General features: G+C 42.7%; 23 protein-coding genes and 1 tRNA gene. All 24 read left to right on the top strand.

Translation table 11 applies throughout. The annotated features are described in order from the left end of the window. The first annotated feature begins 60 nt into the window (after window positions 1-60). The 24 genes from rph (at window position 61) to hemL (ending at window position 25,495) form a co-directional block, all read left to right on the top strand. Complete coding sequence (rph, locus tag ACSFXN_RS08810; RefSeq protein ID WP_437149745.1) at window positions 61-810, top strand: ribonuclease PH; 750 nt, start codon at window positions 61-63, stop codon at window positions 808-810. Then, window positions 807-1,412, top strand: a complete 606-nt coding sequence (locus ACSFXN_RS08805) for an XTP/dITP diphosphatase (RefSeq protein WP_437149744.1) — start codon at window positions 807-809, stop codon at window positions 1,410-1,412. Before rph ends, ACSFXN_RS08805 begins: the two co-directional genes overlap by 4 nt. 87 nt (window positions 1,413-1,499) lie before the next feature. After that, window positions 1,500-1,573 (top strand) — tRNA-Arg (locus tag ACSFXN_RS08800). Between the two features lie 735 nt (window positions 1,574-2,308). Next, window positions 2,309-3,028: a GntR family transcriptional regulator gene (locus ACSFXN_RS08795; protein WP_437149743.1), complete on the top strand. Its 720-nt coding sequence runs from the start codon at window positions 2,309-2,311 to the stop codon at window positions 3,026-3,028. A 100-nt stretch (window positions 3,029-3,128) separates the two neighbouring features. After that, complete coding sequence (locus tag ACSFXN_RS08790) at window positions 3,129-3,998, top strand: isocitrate lyase/PEP mutase family protein (protein ID WP_437149742.1); 870 nt, start codon at window positions 3,129-3,131, stop codon at window positions 3,996-3,998. A gap of 264 nt (window positions 3,999-4,262) precedes the next feature. Continuing rightward, window positions 4,263-5,828: an ABC transporter substrate-binding protein gene (locus ACSFXN_RS08785; RefSeq protein WP_437149741.1), complete on the top strand. Its 1,566-nt coding sequence runs from the start codon at window positions 4,263-4,265 to the stop codon at window positions 5,826-5,828. Between the two features lie 30 nt (window positions 5,829-5,858). Beyond that, a complete protein-coding gene (locus tag ACSFXN_RS08780; RefSeq protein WP_437149740.1) occupies window positions 5,859-6,803 on the top strand; it encodes an ABC transporter permease in 945 nt (314 codons plus the stop codon). Between the two features lie 16 nt (window positions 6,804-6,819). Then, entirely contained in the window at window positions 6,820-7,659 is an 840-nt protein-coding gene (locus ACSFXN_RS08775; RefSeq protein WP_437149739.1) for an ABC transporter permease, read from the top strand. Window positions 7,660-7,677: 18 nt separating this feature from the next. After that, window positions 7,678-8,706, top strand: coding sequence for an ABC transporter ATP-binding protein (locus tag ACSFXN_RS08770; protein ID WP_437149738.1), 1,029 nt, complete (start codon window positions 7,678-7,680; stop codon window positions 8,704-8,706). Continuing rightward, entirely contained in the window at window positions 8,681-9,661 is a 981-nt protein-coding gene (locus ACSFXN_RS08765) for an ABC transporter ATP-binding protein (RefSeq protein WP_437149737.1), read from the top strand. The genes ACSFXN_RS08770 and ACSFXN_RS08765 overlap by 26 nt, the downstream gene beginning before the upstream one ends. Before the next feature lie 419 nt (window positions 9,662-10,080). Continuing rightward, a complete protein-coding gene (locus ACSFXN_RS08760; RefSeq protein WP_437149736.1) occupies window positions 10,081-10,380 on the top strand; it encodes a TIGR04104 family putative zinc finger protein in 300 nt (99 codons plus the stop codon). A gap of 150 nt (window positions 10,381-10,530) precedes the next feature. After that, on the top strand, window positions 10,531-11,184 hold the full coding sequence (locus ACSFXN_RS08755; protein WP_437149735.1) for a TetR/AcrR family transcriptional regulator: 654 nt from the start codon (window positions 10,531-10,533) through the stop codon (window positions 11,182-11,184). Window positions 11,185-11,188: 4 nt separating this feature from the next. Next, complete coding sequence (gene spx, locus ACSFXN_RS08750; RefSeq protein ID WP_300992400.1) at window positions 11,189-11,581, top strand: transcriptional regulator Spx; 393 nt, start codon at window positions 11,189-11,191, stop codon at window positions 11,579-11,581. A gap of 195 nt (window positions 11,582-11,776) precedes the next feature. Continuing rightward, window positions 11,777-12,757 (top strand): tetratricopeptide repeat protein, encoded by a 981-nt coding sequence (locus ACSFXN_RS08745; RefSeq protein WP_437149734.1) that lies wholly within the window; start codon window positions 11,777-11,779, stop codon window positions 12,755-12,757. A gap of 101 nt (window positions 12,758-12,858) precedes the next feature. Then, window positions 12,859-14,178 carry a trigger factor gene (gene tig, locus ACSFXN_RS08740; protein ID WP_437149733.1) on the top strand — a complete coding sequence of 440 codons (1,320 nt, stop codon included), beginning with the start codon at window positions 12,859-12,861 and terminating at the stop codon, window positions 14,176-14,178. Window positions 14,179-14,351: 173 nt separating this feature from the next. After that, entirely contained in the window at window positions 14,352-15,623 is a 1,272-nt protein-coding gene (clpX, locus tag ACSFXN_RS08735) for an ATP-dependent protease ATP-binding subunit ClpX (protein ID WP_300992405.1), read from the top strand. A gap of 293 nt (window positions 15,624-15,916) precedes the next feature. Next, window positions 15,917-18,244 carry an endopeptidase La gene (gene lon / locus ACSFXN_RS08730; RefSeq protein ID WP_437149732.1) on the top strand — a complete coding sequence of 776 codons (2,328 nt, stop codon included), beginning with the start codon at window positions 15,917-15,919 and terminating at the stop codon, window positions 18,242-18,244. Beyond that, on the top strand, window positions 18,241-18,825 hold the full coding sequence (yihA, locus tag ACSFXN_RS08725) for a ribosome biogenesis GTP-binding protein YihA/YsxC (RefSeq protein ID WP_437149731.1): 585 nt from the start codon (window positions 18,241-18,243) through the stop codon (window positions 18,823-18,825). The genes lon and yihA overlap by 4 nt, the downstream gene beginning before the upstream one ends. A 480-nt stretch (window positions 18,826-19,305) precedes the next feature. Beyond that, a complete protein-coding gene (hemA, locus tag ACSFXN_RS08720) occupies window positions 19,306-20,676 on the top strand; it encodes a glutamyl-tRNA reductase (RefSeq protein ID WP_437149730.1) in 1,371 nt (456 codons plus the stop codon). Window positions 20,677-20,760: 84 nt separating this feature from the next. Continuing rightward, window positions 20,761-21,591: a cytochrome c biogenesis protein CcsA gene (gene ccsA / locus ACSFXN_RS08715; protein WP_437149729.1), complete on the top strand. Its 831-nt coding sequence runs from the start codon at window positions 20,761-20,763 to the stop codon at window positions 21,589-21,591. A gap of 17 nt (window positions 21,592-21,608) precedes the next feature. Beyond that, complete coding sequence (gene hemC / locus ACSFXN_RS08710; RefSeq protein ID WP_437149728.1) at window positions 21,609-22,538, top strand: hydroxymethylbilane synthase; 930 nt, start codon at window positions 21,609-21,611, stop codon at window positions 22,536-22,538. Then, entirely contained in the window at window positions 22,531-23,226 is a 696-nt protein-coding gene (locus tag ACSFXN_RS08705) for a uroporphyrinogen-III synthase (protein ID WP_437149727.1), read from the top strand. The genes hemC and ACSFXN_RS08705 overlap by 8 nt, the downstream gene beginning before the upstream one ends. Window positions 23,227-23,228: 2 nt before the next feature. Further along, a complete protein-coding gene (gene hemB / locus ACSFXN_RS08700; RefSeq protein ID WP_437149726.1) occupies window positions 23,229-24,209 on the top strand; it encodes a porphobilinogen synthase in 981 nt (326 codons plus the stop codon). Continuing rightward, on the top strand, window positions 24,209-25,495 hold the full coding sequence (gene hemL / locus ACSFXN_RS08695; RefSeq protein WP_437149725.1) for a glutamate-1-semialdehyde 2,1-aminomutase: 1,287 nt from the start codon (window positions 24,209-24,211) through the stop codon (window positions 25,493-25,495). The genes hemB and hemL overlap by 1 nt, the downstream gene beginning before the upstream one ends. Window positions 25,496-25,783 lie beyond the last annotated feature (288 nt).

The raw sequence follows: 25,783 nt of genomic DNA, 5'->3' as shown, positions 1-25,783 counted from the left end.
TTGGCTGTGGAAGCGCAAATATGATACGCTAGACGAGCAGATACAAGGAGGAAATATACAATGACACGAATAGATGAAAGAAAAACGGACGAACTTCGTCCGGTGCACATGGAAGTCGATTACCTGATCCACCCGGAAGGCTCGGTATTGATTACAGTTGGACAGACGAAAGTGATTTGTACAGCGACAATCGAAGAAAAGGTGCCGCCATTTTTAAGAGGGCAAGGCAAAGGATGGGTGACGGCCGAATATTCCATGCTGCCAAGAGCGACAAACAGCCGTAACCGCCGTGAATCTTCACAAGGTAAAGTAGGCGGCCGGACAATGGAAATTCAGCGTTTGATTGGTCGTGCGCTGCGCGCAGTTGTCGACCTGGATAAGCTCGGAGAACGCACTTTATGGATTGATTGCGACGTCATCCAAGCTGACGGCGGCACGCGGACAGCTTCGATCACGGGAGCATTCGTCGCCATGGTCATGGCTATTGGGAAATTGGAATTGGCTGCATTTCCGGTCACGGATTTTCTGGCAGCGACAAGTGTTGGCATAGACGCTGAAAACGGACCGATTCTGGATTTGAACTATGTGGAAGATTCTTCTGCGGAAGTGGATATGAACTTGGTGATGACTGGGGCAGGCCATTTCGTGGAATTGCAGGGCACAGGCGAAGAAGCGACGTTTACACGCGCTCAGCTCAATGAAATGATGGACCTTGGTGAAGCGGGCATCCGCCAATTGATTTCGATGCAAAAAGAGGCGCTTGGCGAAGTAGCCAAACGCGTCGGTGAAGAGGTGAATTCAAACTTATGAAAAAAGTGATTATTGCTACTCAAAACTTAGGGAAAGCAAGAGACTTTGAAGCATTATTGCGCCCCTTCGGCTATGACGTGTTGACATTGAAAGACGTTGCACAGGACATGGACGTTGAAGAAACAGGCACGACCTTTGAAGAAAACGCCATATTAAAGGCTGAGGCTGTAGCAGAGGCGCTGCAGATCCCTGTCATTGCCGATGACTCTGGGCTTGAAATCGACGCCTTAAACGGCGAGCCAGGCGTTTATTCCGCACGTTATGCCGGCGGAGAAAAAAGCGACAATGCCAATATCGATAAAGTGCTCGAGAAAATGGCCGGCGTTCCGGAAAACGAACGCACTGCCCGTTTCCGCTGCGTCTTAGCAGTCGCTGCACCAAACCGGAAAACCGAAACTTTCTCAGGTTCATGTGAAGGGGAGATCTTGACCGAGCGCCGCGGCGAAAACGGCTTCGGCTATGATCCGATTTTTTGGGTACCGAGCGAAGGACGTGCGATGGCGGAACTTAAGCCGGAAGAAAAAGCGGCCATTTCACATCGAGGCAATGCGCTTCACCAGTTGAAACTCGCGATGCCGGAATGGTTATTATCTGACCAATAATATTTATTTCATTATTTTTTTAAAATAGCATTGACTTTTCTTCAAATCATTTCTATAATTAAAATTGTCTTTCAGTTAAGAAAGCATGTCCCAGTAGCTCAGCTGGATAGAGCAACGCCCTTCTAAGGCGTCGGTCGGGAGTTCGAATCTCTCCTGGGACGTTATAGAAATGTACATAATGTACTGCTGTGATAGGTTTTGAAGCATCTAGGGAAAAGAACAAGGATACGAACCATAAGGTAAGATCCTTCCTTACGGCCTGCTTACCAAACACAGAACGAAATTACCTCCTAATCAATCGATTAGGAGGTTTTTTTATGCCCAAAAAATTGCCCCAAAAAAGTGGTTTATTCTATATGCAAGTGGAGTACAAGGAAAGCGGTCTGAAAGGAACTCAATGATGCTCGAAAAGGCTATGAAGGATATCGTTAGAAAGGCAAATGAAAGTGAGTGGTTTTAGGAGACGTCCAATGAAGGATTATCATCAATTGAATTGAAATCACTTTAGATAAATTATGGTGCCCTTTTGATAGTATAGAAAACTTATTTAGTTGTCGTGACCCCACTCTATTTTAGGAGATCTTTTTGCGTTTATCTAAATAGTTAATTTTAATTCACTAATCTATTTTGCTTTTAGTTGCGACTATGGCTAGTGGCAATAAATCATGACTAAAACACAAGCATCTTCCAAGCTATTGAATTACCGGGTTTCATTAATTATTTCGGAGGACTATTAAGCGGTGTCAGTGAGGCGATAAAATAGATAGAATTTTCTGCAATTTTTATTGACAGAGAAAAATAAAATGATATAGTTTTGTATAAATATATAATTGTATTAATGTATACAATTATACCGTTATATATTTATACTAAAATTGTGGAGGAAGGATTAGTCAATGAATATAACTTCTTTAGGTTCTAGTAGGTTATCTACAAAAGACTTTGTTTACTTTGAAGTAAAAAAACAAATAATCGAAGGTGTTTTGAAAGCCTCTCAACCAATTAATCAGGAAAGTTTAGCTTCCGAGCTGGAAATGAGTAGAACGCCTATAAGGGAGGCGCTACAAAGATTAGAAAATGAAGAACTGATTATTAGACAACCTAATGGACGACTAAAAGTATCTCCAATTTCAATTCAAGAAGTTCAAGAAATTTTTAACGTAAGAAGTTTACTCGAAGGTCTAGTCACGAGAGAAGCAACAATTAAAGCTACGGAAAATGATATACAAAAACTTCAGTTTTTTACTAATTTAATTATAGAAGCTGCGGCAAATGATAAGAGAGAAGATATTGTGGAATATGGTGGAAAGTTCCATTCATGTCTTTATCAGGTGAGTGGGAACAATACAGCCATAAAAATATTGGGTCAAATGAATGATCATATATCTCGGTATCGTCGGCTGGGTCCAATTGAAAGTGAGGTAAGGGGGAAAAAAGCTGCACAAGAACATAAGGAATTATTTGAAATGATATCAAAAAAAGATTACGAAAAAGCAGAGTTATTGATGAAAAAGCATATTGAAAATAGTTTAGCTGCTGCAATTGAATCAATTGAAAAGCATTTGAAAGAAGCTGTTGTTATTAAACCGAATAAGATTCTAAAAAATAAATTATAAGTATCAAGATAATACTGGACCTTTTTGCAGAAGGTCCATAAAAAATGCGTTAAATATACTGAAAATTTAGTAAATAATATTGAAAAGGAGATAATAAAACATGACTAAAACACAAGCATTTCAAAGGCTATTAAATGACCCGGGTTCGTTTATTATTCCTGGAGCATATGATGCGATGACAGCCAGGTTGATAGAAGAGACAGGTTTTAAAGCAATTTATGCAACTGGTGCTGGCATATCCAATGCACAGTTAGGGTGGGCGGATGTAGGGCTTACAACTATGAGAGAAGTGGCTGAGGTCGTTAGCCGAATGTCGGATGTCACGACCATTCCGATTGTTGTAGATGCAGACACGGGATTTGGAAACGCAATTAATGTCATGCGTACAGTGCGAGAATTTGAAAGAGCTGGGGCGTCTGCGATTCAATTGGAAGATCAAGTTTCACCAAAGAAGTGTGGCCATTTTAATGGGAAGCAAGTCATTTCAAAAGAAGAAATGGTCGATAAAATAAAAGCGGCGTTAGATACGAGGAAAGACGACAAGTTGACAATTATTGCCCGTACGGACGCACTCGCAGTCAATGGAATTGATGATGCATTGGAAAGAGCACATGCTTACGCAGAAGTTGGCGCTGACATTACTTTTGTTGAAGCACCAACGACAATTGAACATCTGAAGCAGATCACAGATTCCTTGAAAGGTGTGCACCAAATTATCAATCTTGTGGAGGGTGCAAAAACACCACTGCTTTCACTGAAAGAAGCAGAGGCAATTGGTTTCAAAATAATGCTTTGCGCGAATACGGCACTTCGCTCTGCGATTAAAGCAATCAGTGACTCTTTAAAAGTGTTGCACGATGAAGGCTCACAGGAAAATGTCTTAGAACTTATTTGTACTTGGGAAGAGAGGCAATCGCTCTTTAAACTCGAACAAATTACTAAATGGGAAAAAGAATATTCCCGCAACTAAAAATTCACTTAAAAAAATTTGTTTGGAGTTAAAAGACAAGATTACCTAAGTACTTTGAGGATGGTAGAGATGTTGGGAGAGAGATTTATATTCTTTCTGCAAAACAAGAAAGTAGCCGTTTTTTCAGACAGTCAAGCTGAAAGTGGAGAAACAGCTTAATTTATAAGGTTGGAGTATTTAAAGCGAAAATGTACAAGATGCGACATATTTACAACTAATAAACAATCGTTTTAATTTTTAGATTGATAAAGGAGGAGATTAATTATGCAAACTACCCAGCTTAAATTCTTAATTAGATTGTTTCTTTTACTTGCATTGACATTTATCGTCTCGGCATGTTCTTCCAAAATTGATAGTGAAGTGCAAGGCAATAATAGTGATGTAGAGGATAAAGAAGGAACACCACAAAAAGGTGGAGAAATAACGATTGGTTATGAGACAGACATTGCTAATTTTGATCCAATAAAATCGACCGGGGGGATTAATTTCCCCTTATTATTGCCTGTTTATGATACGTTAATTCGGTTTACTCCTGAACTAGAACCTGAACCTGGGTTGGCAGAGTCATGGAAATTTCTCGATGACAAAACACTAGAACTTACTTTAAGGAAAAATGTGAAGTTTCATGACGGTACGCCTTTTGATGCAGAAGCAGTTAAATTTAATATTGACCGTACAAACTCTGAGCATTCTACAGTATCGGAATTGATGAGTATTGAAAGCGTTGATGTTATTGATACACACACAGTTAATTTGAACTTGTCAAAACCTGATTCATCAATCGTGTTAGGACTTTCACATACTGGGGGTTTGATTGTCTCTCCAACTGCTGTTAAAAAGTATGGGGAAAATTATTCGCAAAACCCTGTTGGTACCGGCCCATTTAAAATGGCCAAACACGTTCCAAATGGTGAAATTATTTTCGAAGCAAATGAAGATTATTGGCAAGAAGAGTTACCTTATTTAGATAAACTCACAGTTAAAATCATTGGGGACGAAACGACAAGAATTAATGCGTTGAAATCGGGGGAAATAGACTTCGCTGAAAACATATCTCCTGGAAACGTTGCAGGTTTTGAAAATAATGAAAGTTTTAAAGTGGAGAAATTAACATCACTACCATTCAAAAATTATTACTTGAACCCAACGATAGAACCACTAAATAACAAGGCAGTAAGGCAAGCGATTAATCATGGAATTAACAGAGAAGCAATGGTTCAAGCTATAAATTTTGGAATTGGAGAGCCAGCATATCAACCATTTCCATCTAATTATTGGGCCTCAGATAAAAACTTAAAGATAAAATATGATCCTGAAAAATCAAAGAAATTGCTAAAAGAAGCTGGATTAGAAAATGTTTCATTCGAGATGGTCCATCACTCCACAGCATATGACCAAAGAATTGCCGAAGCAATTAAAAGCCAATTGAAAGAAGTAGGTATTCAAGTTGATTTACGTGCAATGGAGCAACAGGCTGCGCTTGCGAGTTTCTGGTCAGAAAAAGAATCGGCTAGTTTCTTGGGGAGATGGTCAGCGCGTCCTGACCCTCAATCTACGATGGGAAGTCTGTTTTCTGTTGAAGATTATTATAATTTAGGTCATTCAACAGATGAAATTGAAAGTCTTATCCTTGAAGCTGGGATGAATTATAACCAGGATGAGCGTGCTGAACTATACAAGGAGATCAGCAGAAAAGCAGTATTGGAGGAAGCGATTATAATACCACTTTTCTTCACACCAAGAACTGCAATAATGAACAGTAAGCTAAACGGCTATGTTCCAAATATGTTGGAAAAGCCTGTACTTTCAACAATTTGGGTAGAAGATTAATTGATAAATTAATGAAAGGAGAGATGGAATTTGTTTCTAAAATTTTTAGCTCGTCGCTTATTATACGTTATTCCGATGCTGTTGATTACAACCCTCATTGTATTTTCATTTATTTTACTGATACCAGGGGATCCGGCCTTGGCTTTGTTAGGCGACAATGCAACTCCTGAAAAAGTAGCCCAATTGCGACAACAATTGGGCCTTGATCAAAACATTCTTGTCCAATATTTTGATTGGTTAAAGAATGCGGTACAGGGAGACTTAGGACGCTCAATTTTTACAGGACAATTTGTCCATGAAGCAGTTTTCGGCCGTTTAGCTGTAACTCTTCAACTTGTGTTTGTTGCAATGATTATCTCTATCACGGGTGGTATGATCTTTGCCATTACCTCCGTTATATTTCCAAATAGCTGGATGGATTATGTGGCACGTTTTTTGGGGACACTAGGATCTGCAATTCCAAATTTCTGGTTAGGAATGATACTTGTGTTATTTTTCAGCCTTACATTAAGTTGGCTTCCAGCGACTGGATTTACAAGTGTTTTTGAGGATCCGGTAACTTTTTTCAAGGGAATAATACTTCCCGCTCTTTGCCTTGCTACTACAGGGATGGCACAGATTACAAGACACTTAAGATCTTCTTTAATGGAAGTTATGGGTGCAGATTATGTCCGGACTGCATATTCGAAAGGTGTTAATCGTTGGCAAGCCACTTTTAAGCACGGCTTACAAAATGCGATGCTTCCTGTTGTGACAACAATTGGGATTCTATTTGGAAACTTATTGGGATCTACAGTTGTCATAGAAACAATTTTTGCAATACCTGGCATGGGTCAACTCGCAGTCAACTCGATTTTGCAGCGTGACTTTACTATGCTACAAGGCGTTGTTTTGGTGATGATTGTGATGATTATTATTATTAACTTTATTACTGATATTGTGTACGCAGCCTTAGATCCGCGGATTGAGTACTAAGAAAGGAGGCGATAAAATGAGTTTTACCACAATTTTTAAGCGTTTAATGGCCGAACGTCTTGCTTTTATTAGTTTTCTTTTTTTAGTAATGCTCTTTATTATTTCATTGATTGCCCCTTATATTGTTCCGCACGATCCATTAAAGCAAGATTTAGGGAATGTAATGAATAACCCAAGCGTCCAGTACTGGCTTGGTACTGATGAACTTGGACGTGATATTTTCAGCCGATTATTAATGGGGACTAAGGCGGCAATTCAAGCGGCTTCGTTTGCGATTCTAATTCCATTGTTGATTGGGGTACCTATGGGCATTCTGTCAGGTTATTTAGGTGGTATCATCGATGATATTTTTATGAGAATCGTTGATGGGATTATTTCAATTCCTGTTATTTTGCTGGCTTTAGGAATTACGGGTGCATTGGGCATTAGTTTATGGAACGCTATGATTGCAATTGGAATTGTATTTACACCGCAATTAGCAAGGTTGGCAAGAGGTCAAACTTTGCAAATTCGTACAGAGCCTTATGTTGAAGCCGCGAAGATTTCCGGTGCTGGTGCAGGTTGGATTATGTGGAAACATATTCTTCCGAATATCGCCCCTCCAATTATTGTCCAAGCATCGTTTATTTTAAGCTATGCAATTCTTGTTGAAGCTTCACTTAGTTTTCTTGGAATGGGAGCTCAATCGCCGCAAATTAGCTGGGGGAATATGATTCAGCAAGCGTACAGCATGATCAGTATGAATGCTTGGATGATTATTTATCCGGGCGTTGCAATCATAATGACAGTACTCGCCGGTAACTTTCTTGGGGACGGTCTTCGATTAGCACTCGATCCCAAGTATAAAAAAGGATAAACGAAGGGGGCAGAAAGAATGAAGGCTGAAGAAAGCACGCTGCTTGAAGTGAAAAATCTCGGGGCGTTTATTCCCACGCCGGAAGGTGAAATTAAAGCGGTAAACAATGTTTCGTTTTCCATTCGAAAAGGTGAAATTGTCGCATTGGTTGGGGAGTCGGGTAGTGGAAAAAGTGTCTCTTCTCTATCGATTATGGGCCTTAATGCAAGTGCAATCCAGTATAGACCAGAAAGTGAGATTTCCTTTCAAGGGGAAAACCTGCTGAAGCTAAAAGAAACTGAAATGAGGAAAATCCGTGGCAATGATATCGCTATGATTTTCCAAGACCCGATGTTTTCATTGAATCCCGTTCATCCTATTGGCAAACAAATTGCTGAATCAATTGTATTGCATAGAAAAGTAAAATATAAAGAGGCTGCAAAAATAGCCTTAGAATTATTAAATAAAGTTGGTATACCTGATGCAAAGCGGCGTCTAAATGATTATCCTCATCAATTATCTGGTGGAATGAGACAGAGGGTTATGATTGCGATAGCGCTCGCATGCGATCCACAGCTGCTAATTGCGGATGAGCCGACGACTGCGCTGGATGTGACGATTCAAGCTCAAGTTTTAAATTTGTTACGGGACTTGCGAGAAGAACTTCAAATCGCGATCCTTTTAATTACGCACGACCTCGGAGTAGTTGCCGAAACTGCCGATTGGGTTCTTGTTATGTATTGTGGAAAGATTGTTGAAGAAGGGACAGTTGAAACTATTTTTGAATCACCACTGCATCCGTATACTCGAGGATTAATGGACAGTATACCAACATTAAATGGACCATCGAAAGAAAAGTTAGATACAATACCTGGCATTGTTCCAAACCCATTGGAATTGCCTGAAGGTTGCAACTTCGTTAAGCGCTGTGCATATGCAACTGATAAGTGTAGCCTAGAAGCGCCTAAGTTGCGTCAACATCCATTAGGAGCTAAAGTCTCCTGTTGGAATCCCCTTGTTAAGGAAGGAGAAATGGCCTTTTATGCAACAGCCACTAGTAACTCTTAAAGGAATTGAGAAGCACTTTCCGGTAGGAAGTGGGCTTTTTGGAAAGAAAAATAATTTTGTGAAGGCCGTTGATGGCGTAAATCTTGATATTTATCCTGGCGAAACTGTTGGTTTAGTTGGTGAGTCAGGTTGCGGAAAGTCAACAACGGGTAGAATGATTGTTGGCCTTTCCGATCCGTCTGCAGGGGAAATCTATTTTGAAGGAAAAAAACTAAGTGATTATAAAAATAAAAAAGCATTAGGGAAAAACCTCCAAATGATTTTTCAGGATCCGTATTCGTCGTTGAATCCTAGAATGACCGTGGCAGATATTATTGCTGAACCACTAGTCCTTCATAAAGTAGGTACAAGACTAGAAAGAAGAAAAAGGGTAGATGAACTATTGGAAAGAGTGGGGTTAGCTTCCTATCATGGAAATCGTTATCCAATTGAATTTTCCGGAGGACAACGACAAAGACTAGGTATCGCGCGGGCACTTGCGTTGCAACCCAAACTCATTGTTTGTGATGAACCAGTATCTGCCCTAGATGTATCTATCCAAGCACAGATATTGAATTTATTAAAAGAAATTCAACAGGACATGGGATTATCTTATCTTTTTATTTCTCATGGTATTCAAGCAGTAAAGCATATTAGTGATAAAATTGCAGTTATGTATCTCGGTAGAATTGTGGAATTTACTGAGACAGAAGAATTGATTGAATCCCCTCGTCATCCCTATACTAAGGCGTTAGTGGCCGCTGTTCCTCAGCCGAATCCAAAAGTGAGGGAAAGAGAACGTATAATATTGAAGGGTGATTTACCGAGTCCAATTAATCCTCCGCAAGGATGTCATTTTCATACTCGTTGCCCAGTTGCGATGGAGAAATGTAAGGTAGTTATCCCGGCACTGATAACTACTTCTGATCAAAGTTTGACTGCTTGTTTATTATACGAAAAACATATTGCTAAATGAGCATACAAAAAGCACTTTATTGAGTCATGAAGATACTGGTGAGTGAAAATAGGAATTATATAACAGTCTTCTTCGTAAGAGGAGCAGGCAAAACCAACATTTGCACTGCCATAGCGCAAGAGAAAATAGATTTCGATAATGTTCACTTTTATACAACAAAAGAAAATCATTTACTTAGAACAATGTTCGTCATAAAAAATTATTAATCGTATTGTACACATTAGTATGGAAGAAACCTGATTTTATAAAATTTTAGAAGCTTTTAAAACGTCTTTTTGGGAGATCATAGAGATGTACATAAAAAGCTTTGAAGCATAATGCTTCAAAGCTTTTTTATTTTTAAGCTATTTTTGCAGTTTGGTTAAAAGTGAAACTTTGAATCCCTTTAATCCGTAAGGTAGTAACAGGAGTTGATGGAAATGCCAAAATGCACATACTGCGATTTACAATGGAGTTGGAAACAAACGATAAAAAAGATGTTCACTTTAAACAATAAGCTGGAATGTCCGGTTTGCGGAAAAACCCAGTACATCTCGCGAAAGTCGAAAAAGCGACTCAGCCTTTTAAATATAGCAATTCTTTTGCCGCTGTTATTGAATGTGTTTGCCTCCACAAACCCGCTATTCATCATCGCCCTCATCTTTAGTTTATTCCTCCTCAGTTTGGCAATTATGCCTTTCCTCACGATTTTTTCGGACAAAGAAGAGCCGATGTGGTAAAGCAGGTTCCCGTTTTAGGGGGGAAATATTATTCTTTTCTTATTTATTGGCGAAAATGTGAAGCGATTTCATAAAAAATATCGCAAAAAACCTGAACCAGAGTTCATGTTTTAAGGTCAGACGTGTTATTCTTATCCTTGAGGTGAGACAATGCAGCACGAAAACCTTGTCGGAAATTTTCCGACGTTCCCAAAACAATTGAGATCCAAGCAAAAAAGAGAAGCACTGATTGAAAGTGCAAAACTGTTATTTATCGAAAAAGGGTATGAACAGACAACCGCTAAAGAAATCGCTGCCCATGCAAAAGTGGCAACAGGGACGTTTTACCGTTATTTTTCCGATAAACGGCAATTGCTGATGACATTGATTGACGACCAAATAGATTCCATGATTCCTCTTGATCTGGAGTGGAAAAGCGGCGATCCTGTAAAACTTTTAGCGGGTCGGCTGGAAATGCATTACCACAAGATCAATGAGAAAAACCTGCAGAAGTTGATGCCGGAACTCATGCTGAAAGATGCAGAGCTTGCCGAAGTGGTCAATAATGCTAAAATGCGCACGCAGGAAAAAGTGCTGAGCCATCTGAAAAAGCTTCATAAAAAAGGATTAATGTGGCCCGATATTGAAATAGAGACTTTAATCTGGTGTTTACACTCTCTACTGGAAAAACTGCAAACCCGCAAAAATGAAGGGGCGAGTGTTGATTATAACGAATTTTCAAAAGTGTTTTGCCGGATGCTGTTTCCGCCGGAAATTATCCACAAAATGCGCACTGGAAAAATAAATGAATGGAAAGGACCGTGAGAAGATGAAAGCCAAATTATATACCGCTACAAGCAACACATCTTGCCGGAAAGCGATAGCATGGCTCAACGAATATAATATTCCCTATGTCGAAAAAAACATTTCTACGACACCCATTACGATTGAGGAAATCCAGGAAATCCTGTCTTTGACGAATGAAGGAACTGAAGAAATCATCTCGAAAAAGGCATATGCCATAAAAAAACTGAAACTTGATTTTGATACTTTGTCGATGCCCCAGTTATACCAAGTCATCCAAGATAACCCCGGTGTGCTCAGACTCCCGATTCTTCATGATGGAAAAAAACTGCAAGTCGGCTACAATGATGACGAAATTCGCCAATTCCTTCCCCGCTGGTTCCGTACGAATCAATTCCGAAGCTTGCTTAGCATGTAAAGGCATTTTTTTAATCAGGCCATGGGTGAGTTCTGCTTTGGCCCATGGCTGGACGAAGGTAAGAGCAGTATGTGTTCAAACTGACTTTCCTCATTTTTAATGCGCTCTCTTTTTATAATTTCTAAAAAATCTGTTATTTTATTTTCCCGTAAAATGCCGTTATGTTATTATAGATAGTACAAATGGGGTGTTTTAATGCGGAAAAAATATAGAGAGTTGAAGCGGAGAGGCAATGTCATCGTGTTTCCGAACACGATTAACCGGCTGCTGACAGAAGGCATGAATTTGCTGAAAGATGAAAAATACGAAGATGCGCGCGATAAGTTGTACCAAGTGCTGTCTTATGAACCGGAACATGCCGGAGCACTTGGTGCGTATGCATATTGCTTATTTGAGCTGGCAGAGTACGATGAAGCATTGGAAGTTTGCCGGGATTTGCTGAAAGTCGGCCCGGTTCATTACTTGGAGACAATGGAACTATACATAAGTATTTTAATGCAAGTCCGGGAGTTTGAAGAAGCTGAACGGATGATCGGAATTTTAATAGAAGAAAAAATTCTTCCGGAAGAGCGGCTGGAACAGTTTCAGCAATTGCGTGATCTGAATGAACGCATTGTTGCCAATACTGCCAGTCCGAAAATAGACCCCGCAGTTTATGCAGTCAAGAACTTTATCACTTTGTCTCCTAATGAACAGGAAAGGCTGATTGTGGAATTGCCGCCTGCTTCGTATGAAGTGATGAAGAGCAGCCTGATTGAAATTGTGGAGCATCCGGAAACTGATTTATTAACGAAAACATACATATTATTCATGATCCACCAGGAAAAAGTGAGAGCCAAAGTGAAAGTCAGTAAATTTCATTACGAAAGTGAATTTACTGTAGCAAAATTGCCGGACCCAATCAACAATCCCCGGATTCAGGCGATTAAGAGAATGATGGAAGATATCCTTGAAAAAGATCCGACCCGCTTGGAGATGGTTCAGGAATTATTCGAACGGCATACTTACCTATTGTATCCTTTTCAATGGGATGAGTTTGAAGAAGCAGAAGTGGCGGACGCTTACATGAGTTATTTAGAGCAGTTATTCACGGGAGAAACGGATTTTTCAGGGGATCCGTCATTGATGAGCTTGATTTTTCATGCCGAGCAATGGTTTGAATTGCGCAATGGATAGAAATAGTTGAACATAGCGTCAACTATGCTATAATATTGAGGTTGTCAAAATTCGTATAAAACGTAATATGACTTTGTAGAAAATGTTTGGAGGGCTTATATATGTCAGCAAAATGGGAAAAGCAAGAAGGTAACACAGGAATTCTTACAGTTGAAGTACCTGTAGAAGAAGTAAATGCAGGATTGGACAAAGCTTTCAAAAAAGTTGTAAAAGAAATTAACGTACCAGGATTCCGTAAAGGAAAAATGCCGCGCCAAATGTTCGAACAACGTTTCGGTGTAGAATCCCTTTACCAGGACGCTCTTGACTTCATCTTGCCGGATGCATATGCAAACGCTGTTGAAGAAGCTGGACTTAACCCGGTTGACCGCCCGGAAATCGATATCGAAACAATGGAAAAAAACAAGCCGCTTGTATTTACAGCTAAAGTAACAGTCAAACCTGAAGTTCAACTTGGCGAATACAAAGGACTTGAAGTTTCTAAGCCGGATACAGATGTAACGGACGAAGAAGTTGAAAACCAATTGAAAGAAAACCAAGAGCGTTTTGCTGAGCTTGCGGTAAAAGAAGACGAAGCAATCGTAGATGGCGATACAGCAGTTATCGACTTTGAAGGTTTCGTTGATGGGGAAGCATTTGAAGGCGGCAAAGGAGAAAACTATTCTCTTGAAATCGGTTCAAACTCATTCATCCCTGGATTCGAAGAACAATTGATCGGCACAAAAACTGGAGAAGAAAAAGACGTTGAAGTCACTTTCCCAGAAGAATACCATGCTGCTGAACTTGCAGGAAAAGCTGCAACATTCAAAGTGAAAATCAACGAAGTAAAATCAAAAGAGCTTCCTGAACTTGATGACGAATTCGCTAAAGAAATCGACCCAGAAGTAGAAAGCCTTGAAGCACTTCGCACGAAGATGAAAGAAACATTGGCTGAGCAGAAAAAAGCGAACGCTGATGCAGCACTTCGCGACGAACTAGTTCAAAAAGCTGCTGAAAATGCAACAATCGACCTTCCACATGCTATGATCCACACTGAAATGGACCGCATGATGGCTGATTTCGAACAACGTTTGACTCAACAAGGCATGAACCTTGACCTATACTACCAGTTCTCAGGCCAAGACGAAGAAGCTTTGCGCGCTCAAATGCACGATGATGCAGAAACTCGCGTACGTGTATCATTGGTGCTCGAAGCAATCGCTAATGCTGAAAACATGGAAGTATCTTCAGAAGACATCGACAAAGAACTTGAAAAAATGTCTGGCCAGTTCAACATGGACATCGAACAAATCAAGACTGCTTTGGGTGGAACTGAAATGCTTGAAAATGATATCCGCATGCAAAACACAGTTGAATTCCTAGTGGAAAACGCTAAATTCACTGAAAACACTTCAGCAGCTGCAGACGCTGACGCTGAATAATCGCTCCACATAAGCATCAAGATAAAACAAGGCACAACAGCGTGCCTTGTTTTTACTCTACATAGAATAAAAATATTACTACATAAATAAAGCTTTCTCTTTGTAGCAATTCTAATTAGTTGCTACAATAAACATAATCTTGTAAGATAATGGCTTGAATAGGGGTGAATACATTGTTTAAATTCAATGACGAAAAAGACCATTTAAAATGTTCATTTTGTGGAAAACCACAGGAACAGGTTCGCAAACTGGTAGCAGGGCCAGGTGTATATATTTGTGACGAATGTATTGAGCTCTGTACGGAAATCGTAGAAGAAGAGCTGGGTACTGAAGAAGCAGTCGAGTTTAAAGAAGTGCCAAAACCGAAAGAGATCCTAGACATTCTGAACGGTTATGTGATCGGCCAGGAAAAAGCTAAAAAATCTTTAGCTGTTGCTGTTTACAATCACTATAAACGCGTTAATTCAAATAGCAAGATCGATGACGTCGAGTTGTCGAAATCAAATATCGTATTAATCGGACCTACGGGGAGCGGTAAAACTTTGCTTGCCCAAACGTTGGCCCGCATTCTGAATGTACCGTTTGCCATTGCAGATGCTACTTCTTTAACAGAAGCAGGATATGTCGGCGAAGACGTTGAAAACATTTTATTGAAACTGATCCAGGCAGCTGATTACGATGTGGAACGTGCGGAAAAAGGCATCATTTATATCGATGAAATCGATAAAGTGGCGCGCAAATCCGAAAACCCGTCCATCACGCGTGATGTTTCAGGCGAAGGAGTTCAGCAAGCTCTATTGAAAATTCTGGAAGGTACAACTGCCAGTGTTCCACCGCAAGGCGGACGCAAGCATCCTCATCAGGAATTCATCCAAATCGATACGACGAACGTATTGTTTATCGTTGGCGGTGCTTTTGACGGAGTTGACCAAATCATCAAACGCCGTTTGGGCAACAAAGTCATCGGTTTCGGTGCAGACCCGAACAAAGAAGAATTGGATGAAAAGTCATTGCTTAGCCAGTTGATTCCGGAAGATTTGTTGAAATTCGGTCTGATCCCTGAATTTATCGGCCGTTTGCCTGTATTGGCAAGCCTCGAGCAATTAGATGAAAATGCATTGGTTCAGATTCTGACTGAACCAAAAAACGCATTGATCAAACAATACCAAAAAATGATGGAACTTGATGATGTTGAATTGACGTTCGAAGAAGATGCTTTGGTGGAAATTGCGAAACTGGCAATTGAACGCAAAACCGGAGCCCGCGGACTTCGTTCCATTATCGAAAACATCATGCTTGAAGTAATGTTCGACTTGCCTTCACGAGAAGATATTGTTGAATGCGTCATTACGAAAGAAACGGTAACAAATAAGGAATTGCCGAAACTCATCTTAGAAGATGGTTCGGAATACGATGAAAAAGACAACGAAAAAACATCCGCATAAAGTGAAACTTCACTTAGCGGTGAAGCCGCTAAGTGTTAGTTGAACCAATCGGACCATAGGGGCAGTTATACTGCCCATCGGTCGGGTAAAGTGGAACTTCACTTAGCGGTGAAGCCGCTGAGTGTTAGTTGAACCAATCGGACTTCTGCGGCCTGGACTTACGCAATACGTAAGTGTAGCAGGCTGTTGAAGTGGGTAAGAAGGATGATACGGGCTGACTCTGATCGTGCACATCCGCGCGTTAGGGGTCAGCTTGTTTTTTTGACGAAAATAATCGGAGGTGCAACTCCCAGATGGCTAAAAGAAAAGTAAGTAAACGCGTACCGTTATTGCCGCTACGAGGGCTCCTCGTATTCCCGACAATGGTACTTCATATTGATGTGGGCCGTGAACGTTCAGTGGCAGCATTGGAACAAGCATTGCTCGAAGACAATATCGTCTTTTTAGCAACGCAGAAAGAAATGAGCATTGAACAGCCTGAAAAAGATGATCTTCAAAAAATCGGGACGCTGGCTTATGTGAAGCAAATGCTGAAATTGCCGAATGGCACAATTCGTGTCCTAGTTGAAGGATTGGAACGCGGCCAGTGGAAAAACTACGAAGAAGATGAAAACTTTACCGTTGTTGAAGTCACGTCGTTTCCTGATGAAACAGAACGCACGGCTGAACAAGATGCATTGATGCGCATGTTGCTCGAGCATTTCGAGAAATATGCGAAAGCTTCGAAAAAAGTGTCGACAGAAACGTATAATACGGTAGCGGACATAGAAGAGCCAGGCCGCTTAGCAGATATGGTCGCTTCTCATTTGCCGCTGAAAGTGAACGAAAAACAGGAAGTGCTGGAGACATTTGATGTCAGCAAGCGCCTGGAAATGCTCATTACCCGCCTTCACAATGAACAAGAAGTGATCGATCTTGAAAAACGCATCACGCAGCGTGTGAAAAAAGCGATGGAACAAACGCAAAAAGAGTTTTATCTGCGCGAACAAATGAAAGCGATTCAGACGGAGCTTGGCGATAAAGACGGCAAATCCGGTGAAATCGTCGATTTGCGTAAACGTATCGAAGACGCTGGCATGCCGGAATCAACCGAAAAAGCAGCGTTAAAAGAGCTGGACCGCTACGAGAAACTGCCTTCAGCTGCAGCGGAAAGCGGCATTATCCGCAATTATCTTGAATGGCTGGTGACTATTCCTTGGTCGGAAGCGACAGAAGACCGCCTCGACATCAAATATGCGGAAGAAGTGCTTGACCGTGACCACGACGGGCTCGAAAGCGTCAAAGAACGGGTACTTGAATACTTGGCTGTCCAGCAGATGACCAATTCGCTTCGCGGACCGATACTTTGCTTGGTCGGACCTCCAGGGGTAGGTAAAACTTCATTGGCGAAATCCATCGCTGAATCGCTGGACCGCAAATTTGTCCGCGTATCGCTTGGCGGCGTGCGCGATGAATCCGAAATCCGTGGACACCGCCGTACGTATGTTGGGGCTATGCCTGGACGGATTATCCAAGGGATGAAACGGGCAGGAACCATCAATCCGGTTTTCCTGTTGGATGAAATCGATAAAATGTCGAATGATTTCCGCGGCGACCCGTCGGCTGCAATGCTTGAAGTATTGGACCCTGAACAGAATAATTCATTCAGCGACCATTATATTGAAGAAACTTATGATTTATCAAATGTGCTCTTCATTGCAACTGCGAATGATTTGAGCACGATTCCGGGACCTCTTCGCGACCGTATGGAGATCATTACGATTGCAGGCTACACAGAAGCGGAAAAACAAACCATCGCCAAAAATCATCTGGCTCCAAAACAATTGAAAGAACATGGCTTGAATGAAGAGCAATTAATGTTTGAAGAAGACGCTTTGCTGAATATCGTGCGTTATTATACGCGTGAAGCAGGTGTCCGTGGTTTGGAACGCCAAATTGCATCGATTTGCCGGAAAGTGACCAAACAGATTGTTGCAGGCGAAAAAGAGCAAGTAGTCGTGACAGCTGAAGCCGTTGAGGAATATCTCGGAAAACGCAAATTCCGCTATGGCATGGCAGAAACCGTCAACCAAGTCGGAGTTGCGACGGGCCTTGCTTATACCACTGTCGGCGGCGACACGCTTCAAATTGAAGTGTCTTTGTCTCCAGGCAGCGGCAAACTGCAGCTGACCGGTAAACTGGGTGACGTCATGAAAGAATCTGCGCAAACCGCTTTGTCATTTGTCAGAGCGCGCGCAGAATCTCTTGGCATTGATCCGAATTTCCATGAATCGCAGGATATCCATATCCACGTTCCGGAAGGAGCAGTTCCAAAAGACGGCCCTTCAGCAGGTATTACGATTGCCACCGCTTTAGTATCTGCCTTATCCAAACGCCCAATCCGCCGGGAAGTCGGCATGACCGGAGAAATTACACTCCGCGGCCGCGTATTGCCGATCGGCGGAGTCAAAGAAAAAACATTGAGCGCCCACCGTGCCGGATTGAAAACGATTATCCTGCCGCTCGACAATGAGCGGGATATCGAAGACATTCCAGAAAGTGTCCGCGAAGAATTGACGTTCAAACTCGTTTCTCAAGCGGATGAAGCGCTTGAAATTGCATTAGAAGGAGTAAACGAATGATTGTCAATAACGTAGAACTTGTCATCAGTGCCGTCCGCCCGGATCAATATCCGGAAGACGGCTTACCGGAATTTGCTTTAGCAGGGCGTTCGAACGTCGGGAAATCGTCGTTCATCAACAAAATGATCGGACGCAAAAGCATGGCGCGCATTTCCTCGAAACCCGGGAAAACGCAGACGCTGAACTTTTATAAAATTGAAGAGAAATTATTTTACGTCGATGTTCCGGGCTATGGCTATGCGAAAGTATCCAAGTCGGAACGTGAAGCGTGGGGCAAGATGATCGAACGGTATATCACCGGACGCGAAGAGTTGCGCGCGGTGATTCAAATCGTCGATCTTCGCCACCCGCCGAGCAAAGACGATATCGCGATGTATGACTTTATGAAGCATTTCGATATTCCTTGCATTATCATCGCCACCAAAGCGGACAAGATCCCGAAAGGCAAATGGGAAAAGCACAAGAAAATCGTCCGCCAGACTCTCGATATGGACAAGAACGATCCGTTGGTCGTCTTTTCATCCGAAACAGGAATTGGCAAAGATATGGCTTGGGCGGAAATTGAAAAAAGAATGCAATGAGAATGAAGCGCAGCTTTGGCTGCGCTTTTTTTGTTGGGATTTTTCAAGCAGGAAAGTTTGCTGCAAGAAAGGTGTTTATCGCCAGCCGGTCCGGCGGCTGGCTGGCAAATCGGATTTTGAACTTATGGAGGAAGGGAAGGGGATATTATTCTATATAGGAAACAATAATGAACGGGTTCCGACGAAAAGGAGTTGAGTTACGACTAATTGAGAACGGGTTCCGACGAATCAGCTGTGAATTACAACCAATTCGTTTTGAGTTGCAACCATCCCCAAAGCAACGTCACACCTGAATTCTCTCACTATTTCGACTAAGAGCGTTCTGCTTGTTAGTGATGTGTCGCTTTGTTAAACTTACATTATAATAATTATAAATAAACATACTTTCATTGCTTGTTCACAATTTAAAATGCTTACACCAGCAGGAAAGTGGTATACTTACTTATATTGAAATATGAACGTGAAAGGTGTTTTGATCCCATGCATACATTAGTAGTCGGGGTGAATTATCGCTCTGCACCTGTGGAAATCCGAGAAAAGCTTTCATTCATCGAAGCAGAACTGCCGCAGGCCATGCAAGCGTTAAAAGAACAAAAAAGCATATTGGAAAATGTCATCGTGTCGACTTGCAACCGGACGGAAATTTATGCGGTGGTGGACCAGCTTCACACAGGACGCTATTATGTGAAGCAATTTTTGGCGGATTATTTCGGAATCCCTCAAGAATCGTTGTCCCAGTATTTATTTGTCCATGAACAGCAAGAAGCGGTAGAGCATTTATTCCGTGTGACTGCCGGCATCGATTCAATGGTGCTTGGCGAAACACAGATTCTTGGCCAAGTAAGAAACAGTTTTCTTGCAGGACAGGAATACGGAACGACGGGCACAGTATTCAACCAATTGTTCAAGCAAGCGGTGACGCTTGCGAAACGGGCACATTCTGAAACGGCTATCGGCGAAAACGCCGTGTCTGTTTCCTATGCAGCGGTTGAACTGGGCAAGAAAATTTTCGGCACGTTGAAAAACAAACATGTCGTTATTTTAGGCGCGGGCAAAATGGGCGAACTGGCTATCAAGAATTTACAAGGCAGCGGCGCTGACAACGTGACGGTCATTAACCGTACATTGGATAAAGCTGAAGCTTTGGCTGAAAAATTCAACGGGCGTGCACTTCCAATGAGCCAATTGCAATGTGCGCTTCTTGAAGCAGACATCCTGATTTCTTCAACAGGTGCTACAGATTATGTCATCGATTTTGAATTGATGCAGTTTGTGGAAAAACTTCGCAAAGGCAAACCATTATTCATGGTGGACATTGCTGTGCCTCGCGATGTAGACCCGCGTATTGCGGACTTATCCAATGTATTTTTATATGATATCGATGATATGCAAGGGATCGTTGAAGCGAACCTGGCTGAACGCGAACGGGCAGCAGGGGAAATCATGACGATGATCGGCCAGGAAACACACCAGTTCAACGACTGGCTGGCGACACTTGGAGTAGTTCCAGTCATTTCGGCATTGCGCCAGAAAGCATTGAACATCCAAGCAGAAACAATGGCGAGCATTGAAAACAAAATGCCGGACCTGACAGACCGCGAAAAGAAAATATTGAACAAGCATACCAAATCAATCATCAATCAATTGCTGAAAGAACCGATCCTGCAGGCCAAAGAAATGGCCGGATCACCCAACTCGTTTGAAAAGCTTGAGCTGTTCCAGCAGATTTTCGGCATTGAAGATGACGTTGAAGCGGAAGTCAATAAACAAATGAGCGCTCCGAAAGTCAAAGCGGCTAAAAACATAGAACAGACCCAACAAAATCAAGAAACTCCCGGATATTCATTTTAAGCTTTCTGAAAGAGGCGTTTTCGAATCTATATGCTAAAATGTAGATGCGGAACGCCTTTAATTATGGAAACGAAGGGGAATGGGATGGCTGATATAACAATGGCAAGGCTGCACGAAGCTATGGTTATTCTATATGCTGTCAGCCTTGTTTTTTATTTTATTGATTACTTATATAAAGAGAAAAAAGCAAGCCGCATTGCCATGACGCTGCTCGGTGTGGTGTGGGTCATGCAAACGGTTTTCCTGGTGTTATATATCATCGAAACGCAGCGCTTTCCGATACTGACGCTGTTTGAAGGGATTTATTTTTATGCCTGGCTTTTGGTGACCTTGTCACTGGTCCTGCGGATTTTCTACCGTTTTGATTTTGCGGTGTTTTTCATCAACATTATCGGATTCATATTCATGACCATCCATACATTTGCACCGGTTCAGATTGAAAAGTCACCGGCCGGGCAGGACCTGGTATCGGAATTATTATTGATCCATATCACATTCGCGATTTTATCGTATGTCGCATTTTCTTTGTCATTTGTCTTTTCAGCGCTGCACATGGTGCTGTACCGATTGCTGAAAAAGAAAAAATGGACAAAGCAATGGAGCAATTTGCCGTCACTCGGCCAAACGGAGATCGGCATGACGATTTCGATTCTGGTCGGAATATCGCTGCTGTTCGTGTCGCTGGTTTTAGGCCTGCAATGGGCTTATATCTCACTGGCGGAATTCTCGCTGCTCGATTTTAAAATCATCGGGTCCTTTATTTTGCTGATCGTCTACAGCGTGGTGCTGTACCGCCACCGCAAAGGCGCAATGAACGGCATGTCATATGCCATGGCTCATATCTATGCGTTTTTACTATTATTAATCAACTTCTTTTTAGGAAGCCGGTTATCGGAATTTCATTTTTGGTATTAAGGAAAGGTAGGATTCATTTGAGAAAAATTATTGTAGGTTCACGAAGAAGCAAGCTTGCGTTAACGCAGACCAATCAGTTTATCGAGAAATTGAAAGCAGCGGGAGCGCCATTTGAATTTGAAATAAAAGAAATTGTGACAAAAGGCGACCGCATTTTGGATGTGACGCTTTCTAAAGTCGGCGGCAAAGGGTTGTTCGTAAAAGAAATCGAGCAAGCTTTGCACGATAAAGAAATTGATTTCGCTGTCCACAGCATGAAAGACATGCCATCAGTTTTGCCTGAAGGCTTTGTCATCGGCTGTGTACCTGAACGCGAAGACCCGCGCGATGCGTTTATTTCAAATGACCATGTGAAATTCATGGATCTTCCTGTAGGAGCGGTGGTGGGAACGAGCAGCCTGCGCCGTAGTTCTCAATTGCTGTTGATGCGTCCTGATCTGGATATCCAATGGATCCGAGGCAACATCGATACACGTTTGGAAAAATTGAAGTCAGGTGAATTTGATGCCATTCTTCTTGCAGCTGCCGGCCTTAAACGGATGGGCTGGAAAGACGATATTGTAACGGAATTCCTTGAAGTGGATGAATGCCTGCCAGCGATTGGCCAAGGCGCACTCGGCATTGAATGCCGTGAAGACGATGCGGAATTGCTTGCGGAATTGGCGAAAGTCAATGATGAAAATACAGCTTTAGCGGTTACTGCAGAACGTAAATTCCTAAAAGACATGGACGGCAGCTGCCAAGTGCCGATTGCCGGATATGCGACAGTGGATAATGGTGAAATATCGTTTACCGGCTTGATTTCATCACCGGATGCCGATGAGATCTACAAAGAATCCATCATCAGCCGTGATCCGATCGAAGCAGGTCGTACGGTGGCTGAACGCATCAGCTCACAAGGCGGCTATGAACTAATCCAAAAAGTAAAAGCTGAGAACCATGTTTGATCCTGAATTTCCATTGACGGGCGAGACCATCGTCTTTACGGGCTCTAACCAGCCGGAAGAAGCGGTCGAACTTGTTGAAAAATTTGGCGGCAAAACTTTGTATTATCCACTCATAGAAACTTCAGTCCGGCAGTCGCAACTGCCGGATTTCGAACGTTACGACTGGTTAATTTTCACGAGCGGAAACAGTGCGGAAGCGTTTTTCCAATTGCATACAGCAACGCACGCAAAAATCGCTGCCGTCGGAGAAAAGACAGCGGAAGTCCTTGAGCAGCATGGCTATAAAGTGAGCTTTATGCCATCCGTTTACAGCGCCGATGTGTTTGTAAAGGAATTCCCTGCTGTTGCCGGTGAAGCCAACTGTTTATTCATCAAAGGCTCGCTTGCCAGAAACACCATCGCATCGATGCCGATGAAGGTGGATGAATGGATTATTTATGAAACCACCTTTAAAATAGAGAATGCCGAGAAATTAAAAGCCTTGGACGGCGTCACCGTGATATTCGCCAGCCCTTCAGCCGTTTCCGCTTACCGGGAAGCAGGCGGGGACTGGTCCGGTATCCGGGTTGCTGCCATCGGGCATGTTACGGAAAATGCCATCCGCCAAGAAGGCGGAACCGTCGACTTTATTCCTGAGAAATATACGTATACCGAAATCATCAACGAAATCGTGAAAGGAAGTTTTTAATAATGAATGAATTGAATTTCAACCGCGGACGCCGCTTGCGCACCACTGCGAATCTCCGCTCAATGGTCCGTGAAACCAGCTTGCAGAAAGAAGATTTCATTTACCCGATTTTCGTCGTAGAAGGCGAAAACGTCAAAACAGAAATTTCTTCCATGCCGGGCGTGTTCCATTTTTCATTGGACAGACTGGGTGAAGAACTTGATGAAGTAGTCGAACTGGGCATTCCATCCGTTATTTTGTTCGGTGTGCCGAATGAAAAAGATGCAGTCGGAACGCAAGCTTACCACGACCACGGCATCACGCAGGAAGCCATCCGTTTTGCAAAAGAGCGCCATCCGGATCTTGTAGTCATCGCGGATACTTGCCTATGCCAGTATACAGACCATGGCCATTGCGGGGTTATTGAAAACGGTGTGATTTTGAATGACGAATCGCTTGACCTATTGGCGCGTACCGCTGTGTCACAGGCGAAAGCAGGAGCAGACATTATCGCGCCATCGAATATGATGGACGGATTTGTTGCGGCGATCCGCTTCGGCCTTGACCAAGCTGGATTTGAAAACACGCCGATCATGAGCTACGGTGTGAAATATGCATCTGCTTATTACGGACCGTTCCGTGAAGCAGCGCATTCAACACCGCAATTCGGCGACCGCAAAACTTATCAAATGGACCCGGCAAACCGTCTGGAAGCACTTCGTGAAGCAACTTCTGATATCGAAGAAGGCGCGGATTTCATGATTGTGAAACCGGCTCTTTCTTATTTGGATATCATCCGCGAAGTTCGCGACAATTTTGATATTCCGATTGTAGCCTACAACGTTTCCGGCGAATACGCTATGGTTAAAGCAGCGGCGTTGAATGGCTGGGTGGATGAAAAGAAAATGGTTCTTGAAACTTTGCTTAGCATGAAACGGGCAGGAGCAGACATTGTTATGACGTACCACGCAAAAGACGCGGCACGTTGGCTGGAGGAGAAATAATGGGATACGAAAAATCGATTGCAGCATTCGAAGAAGCAAAAAAATTAATGCCGGGCGGCGTAAACTCGCCGGTGCGTGCTTTCAAATCGGTCAACATGGATCCGATTTTCATGGCTTCCGGAAGCGGAGCCACGATTACCGACATCGACGGCAATACGTATATCGACTATGTCTTGTCATGGGGGCCGCTGATTTTGGGCCATTCACATCCGGAAGTCGTCAAGGCAATCCAGGAAGTAGCAGTATCCGGAACAAGTTTCGGAGCTCCAACTTTACTCGAAACCAAATTGGCGAAACTGGTCATGGAACGCGTGCCATCGATTGAGATGATCCGCATGGTTTCATCCGGTACAGAAGCCACAATGAGTGCTTTGCGTGTGGCGCGCGGCTATACCGGCCGAAGCAAAATCCTGAAATTTGAAGGCTGCTACCACGGCCATGCCGACAGCTTGCTGATCAAAGCAGGATCCGGTGTTGCGACATTAGGCTTGCCGGACTCACCAGGAGTGCCGGAATCGGTTGCGAAAAACACCATTACGGTTCCTTACAACGACCTTGAAAGCGTGCGTCTGGCATTCAAGGAATTCGGTGACGACCTTGCAGCGGTCATCGTAGAACCGGTTGCGGGCAATATGGGTGTTGTTCCTCCAAACGAAGGTTTCTTGCAGGAATTGCGCAACTTGACGCATGAAGCGGGCACGATTTTGATCTTTGATGAAGTCATGACAGGCTTCCGTGTCGGCTATAACTGCGCACAAGGCCATTTCGGTGTAACACCGGATATGACTTGCCTTGGAAAAGTGATCGGCGGCGGACTGCCGGTCGGCGCATTCGGCGGCAAGCGTGAAATCATGCAGCAAGTGGCGCCAAGCGGTTCGATTTACCAGGCAGGGACTTTGTCCGGGAACCCGCTTGCAATGACTGCAGGCTACGAAACATTATCCCGTTTAAATGAAGAAACTTATGAAACTTTCGTCAAACGAGGCGATCAGCTGGAAGCCGGATTCCGTGCGGCGGCTGAGAAATACAACATCCCGCACACCGTGAACCGTGCAGGCTCGATGATCGGCTTCTTCTTTACGAATGAACCTGTCGTTGACTTTGCATCAGCGAAAACATCCGACACCGAGTTGTTTGCGGACTACTACCGTTTAATGGCGGAAGAAGGCATTTTCCTGCCGCCTTCCCAGTTTGAAGGCATGTTCTTGTCTTCAGCGCATACGGAAGAACATATCGCGAAAACAGTGGAAGCATTCCATACTGTGTTTGCGAAATTAGCTAGATAAATAAGACGGAGCCCGGCTGCAATTGTTTGCAGCCGGGCTTTTAATGTAAATTTTGATTCTGTAAATAAATTTTCTGATTCTACAAACAAAAGGGCGTTGCCGCAAGTATAGTGGCGTTTGCTGCAAGTAAAGCAATATTTGCCGCAAGTAAACTTCCGTTTATCGCAAGTAATTCTGTTCTTCCGCAAGTAAAGAAGCATTTTCGCTTTTCGCTTGCGAAAAGCCGGCATCACACTATTCTTTCAGTTTCTGAATAAAGGGGGAAACCCCTGTGTTTTCCAAAGATTT

Source organism: Planococcus sp. 1R117A, assembly GCF_051417975.1.
Taxonomy (GTDB): Bacteria; Bacillota; Bacilli; order Bacillales_A; family Planococcaceae; genus Planococcus; species Planococcus shenhongbingii.
This window is presented reverse-complemented; position numbering and strand designations above follow the sequence as displayed.

Bases quoted from the DNA above. Each gene is read 5' to 3' on its own strand.
- rph (WP_437149745.1), top strand. From the start codon at position 61: ATGACACGAATAGATGAAAGAAAAACGGACGAACTTCGTCCGGTGCAC.
- ACSFXN_RS08805 (WP_437149744.1), top strand. From the start codon at position 807: ATGAAAAAAGTGATTATTGCTACTCAAAACTTAGGGAAAGCAAGAGAC.
- ACSFXN_RS08795 (WP_437149743.1), top strand. From the start codon at position 2,309: ATGAATATAACTTCTTTAGGTTCTAGTAGGTTATCTACAAAAGACTTT.
- ACSFXN_RS08790 (WP_437149742.1), top strand. From the start codon at position 3,129: ATGACTAAAACACAAGCATTTCAAAGGCTATTAAATGACCCGGGTTCG.
- ACSFXN_RS08785 (WP_437149741.1), top strand. From the start codon at position 4,263: ATGCAAACTACCCAGCTTAAATTCTTAATTAGATTGTTTCTTTTACTT.
- ACSFXN_RS08775 (WP_437149739.1), top strand. From the start codon at position 6,820: ATGAGTTTTACCACAATTTTTAAGCGTTTAATGGCCGAACGTCTTGCT.
- ACSFXN_RS08770 (WP_437149738.1), top strand. From the start codon at position 7,678: ATGAAGGCTGAAGAAAGCACGCTGCTTGAAGTGAAAAATCTCGGGGCG.
- ACSFXN_RS08765 (WP_437149737.1), top strand. From the start codon at position 8,681: ATGCAACAGCCACTAGTAACTCTTAAAGGAATTGAGAAGCACTTTCCG.
- ACSFXN_RS08760 (WP_437149736.1), top strand. From the start codon at position 10,081: ATGCCAAAATGCACATACTGCGATTTACAATGGAGTTGGAAACAAACG.
- ACSFXN_RS08755 (WP_437149735.1), top strand. From the start codon at position 10,531: ATGCAGCACGAAAACCTTGTCGGAAATTTTCCGACGTTCCCAAAACAA.
- spx (WP_300992400.1), top strand. From the start codon at position 11,189: ATGAAAGCCAAATTATATACCGCTACAAGCAACACATCTTGCCGGAAA.
- ACSFXN_RS08745 (WP_437149734.1), top strand. From the start codon at position 11,777: ATGCGGAAAAAATATAGAGAGTTGAAGCGGAGAGGCAATGTCATCGTG.
- tig (WP_437149733.1), top strand. From the start codon at position 12,859: ATGTCAGCAAAATGGGAAAAGCAAGAAGGTAACACAGGAATTCTTACA.
- lon (WP_437149732.1), top strand. From the start codon at position 15,917: ATGGCTAAAAGAAAAGTAAGTAAACGCGTACCGTTATTGCCGCTACGA.
- yihA (WP_437149731.1), top strand. From the start codon at position 18,241: ATGATTGTCAATAACGTAGAACTTGTCATCAGTGCCGTCCGCCCGGAT.
- hemA (WP_437149730.1), top strand. From the start codon at position 19,306: ATGCATACATTAGTAGTCGGGGTGAATTATCGCTCTGCACCTGTGGAA.
- ccsA (WP_437149729.1), top strand. From the start codon at position 20,761: ATGGCTGATATAACAATGGCAAGGCTGCACGAAGCTATGGTTATTCTA.
- ACSFXN_RS08705 (WP_437149727.1), top strand. From the start codon at position 22,531: ATGTTTGATCCTGAATTTCCATTGACGGGCGAGACCATCGTCTTTACG.
- hemB (WP_437149726.1), top strand. From the start codon at position 23,229: ATGAATGAATTGAATTTCAACCGCGGACGCCGCTTGCGCACCACTGCG.
- hemL (WP_437149725.1), top strand. From the start codon at position 24,209: ATGGGATACGAAAAATCGATTGCAGCATTCGAAGAAGCAAAAAAATTA.